Below are 15206 nucleotides of genomic sequence, written 5' to 3'. Positions count from 1 at the left end.
CGTCGAGTGCGAAAGAAAGCGGATTATAATGCCCCGCCGGGCCTGCCTTTTGTGCGGCTCACAGCAGGAGAACACTGTCTTGACCAAGCCCCTTCAAGGCCTGCGGCGAGCGCATCGCCAGCACGGCTTCATCTTTTTCATCCTCGCCGCCATCGTCCTCGTGATCGCCGGTGTCGCCGTCTGGTTCATGATGGCGATCGTGCCGAACCTACCCTCGATCGACGCCGTCACCGACTACAAGCCGAAGATCCCGCTGCGCATCTACACCGCCGACAAGGTCCTGATCGGCGAATTCGGCGAGGAGCACCGCGACTTCGTGCCGATCGCCGAAGTGCCCCCAATGATGAAAAAGGCGGTGCTGGCAATCGAGGACGCACGCTTCTACGAACACAAGGGCATCGACTGGATGGGCGCGGCGCGCGCGGTGAAGGCGAATGTGACGGGCGGCTTCGGCTCGGGCGGCGCATCGACCATCACGATGCAGGTCGCGCGCAACTTCTTCCTGTCGCGCGAAAAGGTCTTGTCGAGGAAACTCAATGAAGTGGTATTGGCCTACAAAATCGAGGACGCCCTGACCAAGGACCAGATCCTCGAGCTGTACATGAACCAGATCTTCCTGGGCCAGCGCTCGTATGGCTTTGCCAGCGCGGCGCGCAGCTACTTCAGCAAGAAGCTGGACCAGCTCACGATCGCCGAGACCGCGATGCTGGCCGGCCTGCCGCAAAACCCGTCGCGCCACAACCCGGCGGTCAATCCGAAACGCGCCAAGCTGCGCCAGGAACAGGTGCTGCGCCGCATGCGCGACCTGAAGTACATCGACGAGGCCCAGTATGCGCAGGCGGTCGCCGAACCGCTGCGCGTGCATTCGAAGCCGCAGGAATTCGGCACCCACGCCCAGTACGTGGCCGAGCTGGCGCGCCAGGTGGTGTTCGCCCAGTATGCGCAAGAGTCGTACACGCGCGGCATCAAGGTGTATACGACGATCGACTCGAAGGCCCAGGAAGCGGCTTACGATTCGGTGCGGCGCAACGTCCTGGCCTATGACAGCCGCCACGGCTACCGCGGCCCGGAAGCGCGCATCGAGCTCCCGGAGCTTGATGAAGAACGCGAGGAAGCGATCGTCGAAGCGCTGCAGAAGCGTCCGTCGAGCGACGGCCTGGAGCCGGCGGTGGTCATCGCCGCCTCGGCAAAGAGCGTGAAGGTCGAGACGATCGACGGCGATACGATCACCATCAAGGGCGCCGGCCTCAAATTTGCCGCGGCCGGCTTGTCGGACAAGGCGAAAGCAGCCCAACGCATCACGCCCGGCGCCGTGGTGCGTATCAGCTTGTTGGGCAAAGGCGTCGGCAAGGACGTGGCCAAGGCCGAATGGGGCATCACCCAGGTGCCGCTGGTGGCGGCCGCCTTTGTCGCGATCGATGCCGACAGCGGCGCCTACCAGGCCCTGGTCGGCGGCTTCGACTACAACCTGCAGAAGTTCAACCACGTCACGCAAGCCTGGCGCCAGCCGGGTTCGGCGATCAAGCCGTTCGTGTATTCGGCGGCGCTCGACAAAGGCTATTCCCCGGGCACGCTGATCCTCGATCAGGAACTGGTCATGCCGGGCGAGAATGCCGGCGCCGACTGGACGCCGCAAAACGACGACGGCGTCTTCAATGGCCCGATCACGATGCGCTACTCGCTGGCGCATTCGAAGAACGTGCCGACCGTGCGCCTGCTGCGCGCACTCGAGGTGCCGTATGCCCACGGTTTCCTGAGCAAGTTCGGCTTCGACCTGGCGCGCCACCCGCAGAACCTGACCCTGGCGCTGGGCACGGGCGCGGTGACGCCGCTGCAGATGGCCGGCGCCTATGCCGTCTTCGCCAACGGCGGCTATGGCGTCAAGCCTTACCTGATTGCGCGCGTCGAGGATGGCAACGGCACGGTCCTGATCGAGAACAAGCCGCCCGAGGCACGCCTGGAGGCCGCACGCGTGCTGGACGCCCGCAACGCCTGGATGACGGACAGCATGCTGCGCGACGTGACCCGCTACGGCACCGGCGCGGCCGCAACCAAGCGCCTGGGCCGCACTGACATCGCGGGCAAGACCGGCACCACGAGCGACGCGTTCGATGGCTGGTTCGCCGGCTATGGCGGGAATGTGGTGGCGGTCGCGTGGATGGGCTATGACGAGCCGCGTTCGCTCGGCGGGCGCGAATTCGGCGCCACCCTGGCCCTGCCGATCTGGCTCGACTACATGCAGGTGGCGCTGGCGAAGCGTCCACAGGTCGATCGTCCCGAGCCGGAAGGGGTGCTGCGCGAGAACGACGACTGGATCTATGCGGAGTTCGCCGAGATGCCGGAGCTGCGCGCGATCGATACCAACGTGGCGGCGCAGGATACGCCGGCAGCGGCGCCGGACGAGGAGGACGAAGACAAGGACGATTACCTGCTGCATCCACGCGCGGACGGCGTGGCAACGCCGCCCGACCCGGCGCCGGTGTTCGTGCCAACGCAATAAAACCCCAGCCCGGGGCTACTCCCAGGCGTCGATGATCCAGTCGGCCGGCTTGCCGTTCGGCTGGCGCGGCAGCGCCGGGCCGAAGGACAACGCCGCCGGCCGCTCCGCCGGACCCAATCGTTCGGCGATCCAGGCGGCCAGCTCCGTGCGCAGGGATTCCGGGGCGAAGGCTTTACAAGGCACGACAAACGCTTTCAGGCGCGTGCCCTCGTCCAGCCGCATCGGGCGCACGACGCATTCGAACACACCAGGGTGCATTCCCAGCACCTCGGCCACGTAAGCCGGATACACGTTGGTGCCGCCGACCTGCACCGCCTGGTCGACGCGCCCGCCCGGCACGAAGCGCTCCTCATCGGTCCAGTCGAGCCAGTCCTGCAAGGGGTAACGCTCCTCCACACCGTCGATGGTGCGTTCGATCGTCCGTTCAATGCCGCCACGGCGCCAGTAGGGCAGCAGCCGGTACGGCTCCCCTGCCCGATCGCGCCAGCCGACGCCGGCCGTCTCGGAGCTGCCATACACCTGCAGCAGGCGAAGGCCGCCCTCCTGCAGCACGCGTGCGGTGGCGTCGGGACAAGGCGCACCGGAGCTGACGCCGATGACGTCGTAGGGAAAGACCGTCCCCAGCGCCGCTACCTGCCCCCAGAAATCGGGATGCGCGACCACCAGGTCGCCTGGCGCCACCATGCTTGCCAAGGCTGCCGGCGACGACCCACGCAGGTCCATCACGGGCAGCGCCGCGCCGGATGCCTGCGGCAGCAGCACGGTAAACAGGAAGCCATAGATATGATGCGCTGGCACCGCCGAGAGGATGCGGCGCCGGCCAGGGGTCAGCCTGGCCAGTTCGTCCACCTCGCGCCAGAGGCCGGCAAGCCGGTGGCTGCAGCGCTTCGGCGCGCCCGAGCTGCCCGAGGTGCGGAAGGTCAGCTCCGTGTCGTCGAGCGCGAGACTGGCACGGGCAGCGGCGATCCAGTCCGCGAGCCGCGTCTGTGCCAGCAGCGCGTCCTCGGACCCGGTACGCGCGAAACCGAGCAGGTCGGCCAGGCTGGTCGCCGCCCCCATCAGGTCGAGCGAGTCGGCGCCAAGGTCGGCCACCAGGTCGGGGTCGAGCGGCCACGATGACAGCGCCGGCAGGACGCGGCCCGGATGCGCCGCGGCCAGTTCCGCACTGACGAGGTCGCGCACGACACGCGTCAAGGCCGGCTCATGCTGCCACCACTGCGGCTGTCGAAACTGTTCCATTCTTTACACCGAGACAATGAAAGGCTGGCGATGTTGCAACGCGCCGACCATTCTGTCAACGAGCACGCTAAAATCGTGACCGTCTGTACCACATCCGATTGACACCAGCCCTGACGCGTGCCAACATTTGTTTCTCAATATCAATTGTAAAATCTGCGAATATCCTATGACCAGTGCTACCCCTACTTTCGATGCACGCGGCCTGGCCGACCTGCTCGACGCCAGCAGCCAGGAACAGCTAGATATGCTCGATTATGGTGTCATCGGTTTCGATGGAGCCGAAGTCGTGCAGCGCTACAATGCCTTCGAATCGCAGGCCGCCGGCCTGTCGGCGCAACGCGTCCTCGGCGAGCCGCTGTTCACGAATGTGGCACCGTGTCTGAACAATTTTCTCGTGGCGCAGCGTTTCGAAGACGCCTTTGAAGAAGGCAGCGAACTCGACGACACGATCGATTACGTCCTGACCCTGCGCATGCGTCCCGTCAAGGTCAAGCTTCGCCTGCTGGCCAGTGCCAACAGCTGCACCCGTTACGTATTGGTGCAGCGGCGGTGATGGAGAGCAACGACAGTGTGGAGAGCCTGCGCGCAGAACACGAAGCCCTGATGCATTTCCTGTATCTGGCACCGGTTGGACTGGTGCAGGCAGGCATCGATGGCGAGATCGTGATGATCAACCCGATCTCGGCCCAGCTCCTGATGCCGCTATCGCCAGACGGTTGTCTGACGAACCTGTTTACCGCACTCGAGAGCGTGGCGCCCGACCTGCGCCTCCAGTGCGAACAATACCCGCGCAATAACGGCATGGTCTTCGAAGGCCTGCACATCCACTTGCGGCCGGACGAACGCGCACGCACCAGCACGCCGCAAATCCTGTCGCTGACCCTCCTGAAACTCGACGACGCGCGCATCATGGCCGTGATCCAGGACGTCACCGCCGAGATGCGGCGCGAACGCCAGCTGCGCCAGAGCGACGCCTGGCTGAGCGCGATCCTGACGCGCATCACCGACTATGCACTGGTCGCTCTCGACCGCGACGGCCGGCTGTGCGACTGGAACGACAGCATCGCCCGCGTCACCGGTTTCGATGAGCACGTGATCGGCTCGCCCTACTCCGTTTTCTATCCCCGCGATGCGATGACGGACGAGCATCTGCTCGATCGCCTGCGCGAAGCCGACAAGGACGGCTGGAGCATGGATGAAGGCCTGCGCCTGCGCGCCGACGGCAGCCAGTTCTGGTGCAGCGCCCTGATTGCGCCGCTGCCGGACCGCGAAGCGTTCGGCGACCACCCGCACGCACCGGCCTATTGCATGATCCTGCGCGACATCAGCGACAAGCGTGCAGCGACCGAAAAACGGCGCCAGGCGGCCTTTTGCGACCACCTGACCGCACTCCCGAACCGGCGCGCCTTCTTCGAAGCGGCGCAGCTGGAGCTCGACCGTGCCAATCACACCCCGCGCGCGCTGGCGCTGATCGTCTTCGATGCGGACAACTTCAAGCGTGTCAACGACCGGTATGGCCATCCGGCGGGCGATCGCGTGCTGTGCGACCTGGCGGACGCCCTGCGCGAAACCTTCCGCGCGGTCGACACGGTCGCACGCCTGGGCGGCGAGGAATTTGGCGTGCTGCTGCCTTCGACCGGCATCGAGCAAGCCCTGGCGAGCGCCGAGCGCCTGCGCCTGCTGGTGTCAACGCGCCTGGTGGCCGCTGACGGCGTCGAAATCGCGTACACGGTCAGTGCAGGCGTGGCCGTGTTCGACGGCGACGCCAAAGGAATCGACGTGCTGATCGCGCGCGCCGATGAGGCGCTGTACCTGGCCAAATCGCAGGGACGCAACCGCGTCGCCGCATGGACTCCGGAACTCTCGAACCATGAAAACCCTCCACAGCGAAGCCGCGATGCAGGTTGAGCAGGTCAACGCCTACGAGGCGCTGGTCCAGTTCCTGTACCGTGCCCCGATCGGCCTGGTGCAAACGAGCATGGACGGCGCGGTGGAAATGCTCAACCCGATGGCATCGAACCTCTTGATGCCGCTCGCCTGCGACGGCGGGCTCGACAACCTGTTCGCCGTGTTGGAAGGCGTTGCGCCCCAGGTAAAAGCCCTGGCCGACGCGTTTGACCAGCCTTCGGGCGTGATCTGCGATGCGCTGCGGGTCCCGCTTGGCGATGCCAATGGAACGCCCGGCGCACCGCAAGTGCTGTCGATCAGCCTGATGAAGCTCGACCCCGAGCGCCTGATGGCGGCGATCACCGACGCCACGCTGGAAATCCAGCGCGAGCAGGAAAACCTGCGCCGGCGCCTGCGCAGCGCCGCCCGCACCGATGCATTGACCCGCCTGCCGAACCGGGCGGCGGCGGTCGAGCAGTTGCAAGGCCTGCTCAACCGCGAAGCCGGCGACGAACGCTTCGCGCTGCTGGTCCTCAATTGCGACCGCTTCCGCCAGATCAACGACACGCTCGGCCAGAACGCCGGCGACCGCCTGCTGGTGGCGGTCGGCGACAGCCTGCTGGCGACGCTGACCGACCGCATGCGCGCCGGCGGCCTGCCCGCGGATGGCCGGATCGACCCGTCGGCAAGCGGCGCCGGTCTGGTGGCGCGCGTCGGCGGCGACGAATTCGTGGTCCTGCAAGGGGGCCTGCGCCACCCGGCCGAGGCCGAACGCCTGGCGCTGCGCCTGCTCGACACGCTGGCGCGCCCGCACCAGCTCGACGGCCATGAAGTCGCCTGCCGCGCCAGTATCGGCGTGTTCTGGGACACCGGCAGCGGCGGCGACGCCGACGAAGCCATGCGCGACGCCAGCATCGCGATGATCGAGGCCAAGCGCGACGGTGGCGCACGCCATGTCGTGTTCGAGCCGGAAATGCGCGAACGCGCCGCGCGGCGTGCCGATATCGAGGCCCAGTTGCGCACCGCCCTGGCCGAAGAGCAGCTGTTTGTCGTCTACCAGCCGGTCGTCGGCCTGAACGCCGACGGCTCGACCGACTACTCGGCCGGCGTCGAGGCGCTGGTGCGCTGGCAGCATCCGACCCGCGGCCTGGTGCCGCCGTTCGACTTTATCGGCATTGCCGAGGAGTGCGGCCTGATCGACCAGATCGGCGACTTCGTGCTCGAACGCGCCTGCAGGGACTTCATGCGCTGGCGCGCCGAGCTGGGCGAAGCCGCGCCGCGCCTGATGGCGGTGAACCTGTCGCGCGCCCAGCTGGCCCAGCTCGACTGGGCGGCGAAGGTGGCGAGCATCCTGGCGCAGACCGGCATGCCGGCCACCAGCCTGCAACTCGAGGTGACCGAAAGCCTGGCGGCCCAGGACGAAGACATCCAGGTGCGCCTGCACGAACTGAAAGCGCTCGGCGTCAAGCTGGCACTGGACGACTTCGGCACCGGCTACTCCTCGCTGTCGAGCCTGCACCTGCTGCCGGTCGACACCGTCAAGATCGACCGCTCGTTCGTGTGCAAGGCCGATACCAGCCATCACCACCGGGTGCTGATCGAGGCCACCGTGAAGGTCGCGCAAAGCCTGGGCATGAATACCGTCGCCGAAGGCATCGAGACCGCCGCCCAGCTCGAGGCTGTGCGCGCCCAGTCCTGTGCCAAGGGACAGGGCTATTTCTTCAGTCGTCCCGTGGTCTCGGGCGCACTCGTGGAATGGATAGCCGCGCACCAGGGGGCTGTCTCGACTGCCTGACGTGTCCGGCGTGTCCTACACGCCCGGCAGCAGTGTTCCTATAGCGCTCTTCCGCACGTCGTCGCATCATGCAACCTGTGATTACCACGGGAGAACAACCATGAAGCGCATCACGACCACCATGCTTTTGGCCACCGGGCTTGCCCTGGCCGGCTGCAACACCACCGCCAACAAGGACGCCATGGACAGCAGTGTTTCTGGGAGCAGCAGCGGCTCGATGACGAGCGGCAGCACCGGCAGCGCGGGCGCCACCAGCACCTCGGGCACGACCGGCGGCGTCGACGCCGCGAATGCCGACGTCAAGGGCTCGACCAGCGCCACCGGCGCCACCCCCGCAAATACGGGCGAGCGGCGCTAACCGTCAGTTTCATCTCGACATTAACTGTCCGGCATCTCCTACACGCATTGACGTTTTATTCCTATGGCGTGTGGACGGGAGTACTCGCATGATGAAGTTCTCACATAACCGAAGAGGAAAAAGAATATGAAACAAACCACTCTGAGCCTTATCTTCGCAGCCACCATGGGCCTGGGCCTGGCCGCCTGCACCTCGACCGGCACCACCGATACCATGTCGGGCGCCAGCAGCTCGGGTTCGTCGATGGGCGGCACCGGTACGATGAGCACCCCCGGCACGGGCGCCACAGGCACGAGCTCGGGCATGACCGGCACCACCGGAACAACGGGCACAAGCGACGCCATGGGTACGTCGGGCGCAACAGGCACGACGCCCCCCATGACGCAACCGATGACGCCGCCCGCGACGGGCGCCGGCACCGGCCGCTAGTCGCATTCCGGCACGCCTTCCGTGCGTGCTGTCGGGCCGGCCAGATGGCCGGCCCGCTGAATTTTCTTCCACAAACTTGTCAGGTAGAATCGGGCTTTCGCCACGGCCGAGGCTTCCCCTTGAAGAAAAACTGGTTTGCGCGCTGGTTTGGTGGCGCCTCGACGCCGGACGATAGCGTCAAGAGCCCCTCGAGTGTTTCGGCCATGCCGGCCGCCCGCGCGCCGGCGGCACCCGCCGCCAACGCCGAGGTCGACGCCGCCTTCTTCCGCTGGCTCGCAGGCGGCGCCGGCGGCGATGCACCGCAAGCCTCCGAACGACTGATCCTGGACGAACTGGCGCGCCTGGCCGACTCCCCCGCACGCGCCGCCGATCTGGTGCCGCGCGTGCCGGCCGTGATCCCCGAACTGCTACGCAGCCTGCGCGACGACAGCGTCTCGAACGCCGACCTGTCGCGCATGGTCGCGCAGGACGTGGTGCTCGTCGCAGAGCTCGTGCGCGAGGCGAACAGCCCCTACTACCGGCCGCCGACGCCGGTGAAGAATATCGAGGGCGCCGTCATGCTGCTGGGCCAGAACGGTTTGCGCATGCTGCTCGCGCGTGTCGCCTTCCGTCCCGTGATCGGCATGCAGTCCGGACGTTTTGCGAAACGCGCCGCGCCGCGGATCTGGATGCAATCCGAGAAATGCGCACTCGCCGCCGCCACGCTCGCGCCGCACGCCGCCGCCAATCCGTTCGAAGCCTATCTCGCGGGGCTGATCCAGAACGTCGGCCTGGTCGTCGCCTTCCGCCTGATCGACCAGGTCTACACCGAAGACAACCTGCCGGGGTCAAGCGCGTTCTGCGCCGCCTTGCTCGGCCACGCACGCGGCCTCGCGCACGGCATCGCCATCGAATGGGAATTTCCGCCGACCGTTGCCGGCGCCATCGCCGACGCCGGCGCAGCACACGGGACGGCGCTCGGCAGTGTGCTCGCAAGCGCCGACGTCCTGGCCAAGCTGCGCCTGCTGGTCGATGCCGGCGAACTGCCCTTTGACGATCCACTGGTGGCAGCCGTCGTGACGCCGCGCCTGCGCCCCTGCTTCGACCTTTTACTCCCACAGGAAGCGTGAATGCCATTTCAGATTGAAGACAAGCTGGTGATCGGGATCGCCTCGAGCGCCCTGTTCGACCTGGCCGAATCGCACCAGGTCTACCTCGATAAAGGTCAGGAAGAATACCGGCTGTACCAGGAACAGCACCTCGACACCATCCTCGGCAAGGGCGTGGCTTTCCCGTTCATCAAGCGCTTCCTGAACATCAATAAATGCTTTCCGCGCCAGTCGCCGGTCGAGGTGGTGCTGTTCTCCCGGAACTCGCCCGAAACCGGCCTGCGCGTGCTGCGTTCGATCGCCCACTACGGCCTCGACATCTCGCGCGCCGCCTTCATGACCGGCAAGTCGCCCTATCCCTACCTGCCCGCGTTCAATGCCTCGCTGTTCCTGTCTGCCAACGAGGAAGACGTGAAAAGCGCCATCGCGGTGAACTATCCGGCCGGGCTGGTGCTGCCCTCGCAGATCGACGACGGCGACGACGACCTCGAGCTGCGCGTCGCCTTCGACTTCGATGGCGTGCTGGCCGACGACGAATCGGAGGCCGTCTTCAAGCAGGGCGGCCTCGACCAGTTCCACGCCCACGAAACGCTGCACATGGCCCGTCCGCACAGCCCGGGACCGCTGGCGAACATGTTCCAGAAGCTGGCGATGATGCAGCGTCTGGAAGAACGCGCCCAGCGCCGCGATCCAGGCTACCGCCGCATCGTGCGCATCGCCATCATCACGGCGCGCAGCGCGCCCGCCCACGAGCGGGTCGTGACGACCCTGAAGAGCTGGGGCGTGTCGGCCGATGAAACCTTCTTCCTCGGCGGAATGGACAAGTCGCGCGTGCTGGGCGTGTTCAAGCCGCACATCTTTTTCGACGACCAGCTGACCCACTTGCGGGCCGGGCCGGGCGGCACGATTCCAATGGTGCATGTGCCGTTCGGGGTGGCGAATCGGGTCGCGCCGCCCCCGCCCGCCTGACACTCAACAGCTGGGGTCAGGCTGACCCCAGCATTTGCTAGTCGCCCGAGCCCACGATCCGGTTGCGCCCGCCGGTTTTGCCTTGGTACAGGCGGGTATCGGCCAGCTCGATGAAGGCGCCGGGCGTGTCGTGCGCGCCCGGCACGATGCTCGCCAGGCCGATGCTGACGGTGAGGACGTCGGACACCCGCGAATTGCGGTGCGCGATGGCGGCGCGCGACAGCATGCGCGCGAAGCGTTGCGCGATGGTGTGCGCTGCCTCCTCGTTCGTCCCCGGCAACAGGACCACGAATTCCTCTCCGCCCAGGCGCGCGCACAGGTCGCGCGTGCGCGTCGCCGTGTCGTCGAGCAGGCCGGCGACCTGCTTCAGGCACAGGTCGCCCTGCGGGTGGCCGTAGCTGTCGTTGTACTGCTTGAAGAAATCGATGTCGAGCATCATCAGGGACAGCGGCTCGCCGACCGCGCGCGCCTTGCTCCACTCCACCTCCAGGATGCGGTCGAACATGCGTCTGTTCGCGATGCCGGTCAACGGGTCGCGGTAGGACAGGGTCTCGAGTTCCTTTTGCAGCTGCAGGATCTTGTCCTCGGCGATCTTGCGCTCGGTGATGTCGAACATGAAGCCGACCAGGCAATCGACGCTGCCGTCCGGATGACGCTTCACGTGGACGACGTCGCGGATCCAGACCAGCTCGCCGTCTCGGGTCAGCGCCCGGTAGTCGGCTTCGTGGTCGACACCGGCAATCGACTGGGCGACGCAGAAGTCGACCGTTCTCTGGCGGTCGTCCTCGTGAATGCGCTCGGCCCAGTCGTTCACCGTCTGCCAGCTCGACTGGCTCCAGCCAAGCAGCGTTTCGATCTGCGGACCGATATACGTGAAGCGCATGCTGGCCCAGTCGATCCTCCAGGGAATGGCCTTGGTCGATTCGAGCAGGGTGCGGTAGACGCCGGGGTCGTCGTAGCTTGGTGAGGTACTCATGGGGTTTCGCAGGAAGGGGCTTGCATGGGTGATGGGAAAAACGCGAGTGCGCGCCGATGCAGTTCGAGCAGTTCGGCAGGCATGTCATAGGCCAGGCGCAGGCCGGCGCGCAGGTCGCGCCGCATGAGGCGGATCATCGAGTCGAGTACCTCGTCCGGAAACGAAGCGGCCGGCCGGCCGGTGACTTCGGCCAGGCGGCCGGCAATGACGGGACGGTCGCTCACGACCGGGCAGATACGGTAGCCATAGCGTCCGCCGATGCGCTCGGGCGGCAAGTCCATCGGGCGGCTGCCCTGCTGGCGGAAGAAATCGAGCGTCAGCCGGTAGGCATTCCGGCCGAGTACGGGAACGTCGTCCGGTACCGGCTGGCCGGAGTCCAACTCCTGCAGGCTTGTCGCCAGCGGCAGCAGGCGTTCGACCTGGTAGGCCGCCATGTGCGGGTTGCCGATGCGGACCAGGTTGGCGATCAGTTCGCCCAGCGAAGCGTGGCCGATGATGGCCGCCTGCTTCGGAATGCCGCCCCAGACGCCGTCGGCGCCGCGCAGCAGCGCCTCGATCACCGAGGCGTTCTCGTAGCCGGCGCCGGCGTGCACGTGCACCACCAGCTTTTTCGGCTGCGGCAGGCAGCGGCGCGCGATCGCCACGCAGGCGCCCACCTGGAACGGCAGGTAGGTGCCGCGATCGTCCTCGATGCTGACGCCTTCGATGTCCTGCCCGGCCAGCATCTCCAGCAGCGCGCAGCTGCGTTCGAGCCTGTTCGTGAGCGCGTCGCAGCCGTCGACGATATTGATCAGAATACGTGGCGCCCCGCCGTTGTCGCCTGTGATGTTCGCGTGCAGCCAGCCGATGCTGGCCCGCAGGTCGCGCAGCAAGGTATCGAAGTCGTACAGGCCGGCCATGCCCTCGTCGCTGAGATAGATTTCGTGCAGGGTGTTCGGCACCTTGTAGGCCTGGAGCTTGCGCATCGAGGGCGAAGGCGCAAAGCTGCCGTCGCCCCGCACTGTCCCGATGTCGGTGAAAGCGAAGCAGCCGCGCATGTCGTCGCCGTGGTCGCGCAGCCAGAGCATGAAATCGTCGTCTACTTCGAGTTCGTCGGGCATCGGATAATCGAGCGAGCCGAGATGGATGTTGCGCATGCCGAAGGCGCGCAGCTGCGGAAGGATGCGCAGCTTGTCCGCCAGGGTGTGGCCGATGCCGGAACCGACCGGATTCTCGCGCAGCGAGATATCGATCAGGTAGGGCTCGATGGCGCGCAGCTGCGCCAGTTTCTGGTCAGCGTCGGCCAGCAGTGCACGCGCGTCGTCGAGGAGGGCAGCGGAGGCGTCCATGGTGTGCGAGTTGGTTAAAAACCATCCATGTTACAACATGATAATAATAAAATCTTACATTGAGGCAATTCCACCACAGTCCGGCGCCGGTCAGCGTGCATATCGCGCCCCGGGTTGCGGGTCGAGGGCGGGGCCTCGCGTATCATGGACGCCATCCACAACACTCTCTTTTGCTCCATGACCACCGAATCACCGCGCCTCGACATCACCTATGACGACCTTGCTGCCGCCGCGTCGAACCTGCAGGAGGCCGGGACCCCGGTGTCGCTGGACACCTTGCGCGACGTGCTGGACGGCGGTTCGGCCACGGCGATTGCCCGCCACTTGCGCGCATGGCGTGCCGAGCACGAACGGCTGCCCGAACCGGCACCGGCCGAGTTGCCGCCTGCCCTGCTGGCCGACCTGGCACGCTGGGCGCAGCAGCATGCCGAACATGCCGGCCTCGGTGCGCGCGCGCTGCTGGCCCAGCGCGAACGCGACCTGGAAGACGCGCTCAGCGAGGCCGAGCGCCTGGAAGCCGAGCGCACCGACCTGCTCGCCGACATCGACAATGCGTCAAGCGCGCGCGAGGCGGCGCAGGCCGTGGCCGACGAACGCAGTGAGGAAATCGAGCGCCTGATGGCCGAACTGCGCAATGCGCGCCAGGTTGCCATGGACGCCCTGGTCGGCAAGGCCAAGGACCAGCTGGCGATCGAGGGCAAGGATGCCCAGCTGCTTGACCTGCGCGGACAGCTCGAACGCAATGTGACGGCCTCCTCCACCCAGTCGGATGCGCGCCTGGCGGCCGAAATGGAACTGATCGGCGCGGCCACCGCGCGCGACAGCCTGGCGCTGGAAGTCAAGGATTTGCAGGCGCAGCTGGCGTCGGCGAAAAGCGATCGCGGTGCGCTGCGCATGGAGCTCGAAACGCTGCGCGCGAAGGCGAAATAAACGCCCGTCGAGGCACGGTGTCGTTCAAGGCGTCACCGAGGCGGAGCGCTTCAGGCAGCGCAGCGTGAAGGTCGAGCGCGTGTGCTTCACACCCGGCAGCTTGTAGAGCTTCTGGCGCAGGAAGCGCTCGTACCCTTCCGTCCCCGACACCGCCACCTTGATCAGGTAATCGTATTCGCCCGAGAGCAAATACGCTTCCATCACTTCCGGCAAGTCGGCCAGCGCGTCCGAGAACGCCTGGAAGATCTCGTCGTCATGGCGGTCGACCGTCACCTCGATGATCACCGTATCGGGCAGCCCCATCCTGCCCTGGTCGAGTACGGCAACATAGCCATCGATGTGGCCACTCTCTTCCAGCGCACGCACCCGGTGCCAACAGGGTGTCGGCGACAGGTTCACCGTCTCGGCCAGCTTCTGGTTGCTGATGCGCCCGTCGCGGCTGAGGGTGCGCAGGATTTTCCTGTCGATTTCGTCGAGTATTCCGTCCTTCATGCTGCAGCTCCTCCTGTCTATACGGGCAGTATCGGATAATCCTTCTGCATTTTAGCTTGAACGTAGAAGGATTATCCGAGTTCCGTCCAATTTCCCAGGGTGAACGAAAGAAAATTTTTTGTGCGCTGCATTAAAATTCTGGTCCGCCATCCCGGCAGGGCAAGCCGGCCCGATCCAGTCGCTGGAAGCGCCGCCCCACCCCGCATTGCAGCATTCGAATTTCGGAGTTTTCGTGTCAGAAGCAGTATCCCGCGCAGGATCAGGAAGTTTACGGGTCGATTCCCGCAACGCCGAACTGCCGCTCATGTTGGTCACCCCTGCCTTGTTCGCCGCCAACCTGGTCGTCGCCCGCTGGGCCGAGAGCGCGGCCTTGCCGCCGCTGTTCCTGGCCTTCGGGCGCTGGGGGCTCGCCTTCGCCATCCTGCTGCCAGCCGTCGGTCCCCGCATGTGGGCGCTGCGCCACGTCATCATGGCGAACTTCCCGCGCCTGATCCTGTTGGCCGGACTCGGCATGGGCCTGGCTGTCGGCCCCCAGTACATCGGCGCGCGCCATACCAGCGCGGCGAATATCGCGATCATCTTTGCTGCCTGCCCTGCCCTGGTGATGCTGCTCGAGACCCTGGTCTGGAAGGCGCCCCTCGCCCGCAAACAGGCCGGCGGCATGCTGCTGGCCATCCTCGGCGTGCTGGTGGTGCTCACGAAAGGCGATCTTCACGCGCTGAGCGGCATGGCCTTCGGTGCCGGCGACCTGTGGGTGGTGCTGGCCGCCTGCGGCTGGACGCTGTACACGGTACTGGGCAAGCGCCTGCCGCTGCCGCACCTGCCGAGCACCGTCAAGCTGATGGCGCTGATCGGCGGCGGCGCGCTGGTGCTGGCCCCGTTCGCGGTGCTCGAAGCCTCGCTTGGCAATGTCGCCAATTTCACCGACCCGCGCCTGTATATCGCGCTGGTGTTTCTGGCGGTCGTGCCGAGCCTGGGCGCCTACTTCTGTTTCGATCGCCTGGTCGCGATCGCCGGTCCCGCGCGCGCCAGCCTGTCGGTCTACCTGATCCCGGTCTTCGCGACGCTGGCGGCCTGGCCGCTGCTGGGCGAAGCGCCGCGGCTGTACCACGCGGCGGGCTTCGGCATCATCCTCGGCGGCGTGCTGTTCGCCGCCGGCAAGCGCCGCTGAACCTGCGTGCGCGGGGCGCGGGCGGGTGGGTTCGTCTATAATCG

At 66.3% G+C, this 15206-nt stretch carries 14 protein-coding genes; 10 read left to right on the top strand and 4 right to left on the bottom strand.

Going from position 1 to position 15206, the window contains the following annotated elements:
- The first annotated feature begins 28 nt into the window (after positions 1-28).
- Positions 29-2500, top strand: coding sequence for a penicillin-binding protein 1A (locus ACHAC9_RS00400; RefSeq protein WP_435756013.1), 2472 nt, complete (start codon positions 29-31; stop codon positions 2498-2500).
- Positions 2501-2515: 15 nt separating this feature from the next.
- On the opposite strand, the gene ACHAC9_RS00395 is transcribed toward ACHAC9_RS00400, so the two are convergent.
- Positions 2516-3739, bottom strand: a complete 1224-nt coding sequence (locus ACHAC9_RS00395; RefSeq protein WP_435756011.1) for an AMP-binding protein — start codon at positions 3737-3739, stop codon at positions 2516-2518.
- 166 nt (positions 3740-3905) lie between these two features.
- On the opposite strand from ACHAC9_RS00395, the gene ACHAC9_RS00390 reads away from it, so the two are divergent.
- The 7 genes from ACHAC9_RS00390 (at position 3906) to ACHAC9_RS00360 (ending at position 10265) form a co-directional block, all read left to right on the top strand.
- Positions 3906-4292, top strand: a complete 387-nt coding sequence (locus tag ACHAC9_RS00390; RefSeq protein WP_435756009.1) for a phosphonate transporter — start codon at positions 3906-3908, stop codon at positions 4290-4292.
- Entirely contained in the window at positions 4292-5647 is a 1356-nt protein-coding gene (locus tag ACHAC9_RS00385; protein WP_435756007.1) for a sensor domain-containing diguanylate cyclase, read from the top strand. The genes ACHAC9_RS00390 and ACHAC9_RS00385 overlap by 1 nt, the downstream gene beginning before the upstream one ends.
- Entirely contained in the window at positions 5610-7421 is a 1812-nt protein-coding gene (locus ACHAC9_RS00380) for a putative bifunctional diguanylate cyclase/phosphodiesterase (protein WP_435756005.1), read from the top strand. The genes ACHAC9_RS00385 and ACHAC9_RS00380 overlap by 38 nt, the downstream gene beginning before the upstream one ends.
- A gap of 100 nt (positions 7422-7521) precedes the next feature.
- Positions 7522-7779 carry a hypothetical protein gene (locus ACHAC9_RS00375; protein ID WP_435756003.1) on the top strand — a complete coding sequence of 86 codons (258 nt, stop codon included), beginning with the start codon at positions 7522-7524 and terminating at the stop codon, positions 7777-7779.
- A gap of 126 nt (positions 7780-7905) precedes the next feature.
- Positions 7906-8208: a hypothetical protein gene (locus ACHAC9_RS00370; RefSeq protein ID WP_435756002.1), complete on the top strand. Its 303-nt coding sequence runs from the start codon at positions 7906-7908 to the stop codon at positions 8206-8208.
- Positions 8209-8327: 119 nt separating this feature from the next.
- Positions 8328-9317 (top strand): HDOD domain-containing protein, encoded by a 990-nt coding sequence (locus ACHAC9_RS00365; protein ID WP_435756000.1) that lies wholly within the window; start codon positions 8328-8330, stop codon positions 9315-9317.
- A complete protein-coding gene (locus ACHAC9_RS00360; RefSeq protein ID WP_435755998.1) occupies positions 9318-10265 on the top strand; it encodes a 5'-nucleotidase in 948 nt (315 codons plus the stop codon).
- A 37-nt stretch (positions 10266-10302) separates the two neighbouring features.
- On the opposite strand, the gene ACHAC9_RS00355 is transcribed toward ACHAC9_RS00360, so the two are convergent.
- Complete coding sequence (locus ACHAC9_RS00355; protein ID WP_435755996.1) at positions 10303-11241, bottom strand: sensor domain-containing diguanylate cyclase; 939 nt, start codon at positions 11239-11241, stop codon at positions 10303-10305.
- Positions 11238-12569, bottom strand: a complete 1332-nt coding sequence (locus tag ACHAC9_RS00350) for a hypothetical protein (RefSeq protein ID WP_435755994.1) — start codon at positions 12567-12569, stop codon at positions 11238-11240. The genes ACHAC9_RS00355 and ACHAC9_RS00350 overlap by 4 nt, the downstream gene beginning before the upstream one ends.
- A gap of 177 nt (positions 12570-12746) precedes the next feature.
- On the opposite strand from ACHAC9_RS00350, the gene ACHAC9_RS00345 reads away from it, so the two are divergent.
- Positions 12747-13499: a DNA-binding protein gene (locus ACHAC9_RS00345; RefSeq protein WP_435755992.1), complete on the top strand. Its 753-nt coding sequence runs from the start codon at positions 12747-12749 to the stop codon at positions 13497-13499.
- 24 nt (positions 13500-13523) lie between these two features.
- Here the strand turns inward: ACHAC9_RS00345 and ACHAC9_RS00340 are convergent, their stop codons facing one another.
- On the bottom strand, positions 13524-13991 hold the full coding sequence (locus ACHAC9_RS00340; protein ID WP_435755990.1) for an Lrp/AsnC family transcriptional regulator: 468 nt from the start codon (positions 13989-13991) through the stop codon (positions 13524-13526).
- Between the two features lie 304 nt (positions 13992-14295).
- Here ACHAC9_RS00340 and ACHAC9_RS00335 point away from each other — a divergent pair, with 304 nt between their 5' ends.
- Positions 14296-15162, top strand: coding sequence for a DMT family transporter (locus ACHAC9_RS00335; RefSeq protein ID WP_435755988.1), 867 nt, complete (start codon positions 14296-14298; stop codon positions 15160-15162).
- Positions 15163-15206 lie beyond the last annotated feature (44 nt).

Source organism: Massilia sp. CMS3.1 (assembly GCF_051262535.1).
Lineage (GTDB): Bacteria > Pseudomonadota > Gammaproteobacteria > Burkholderiales > Burkholderiaceae_D > Telluria.
This window is presented reverse-complemented; position numbering and strand designations above follow the sequence as displayed.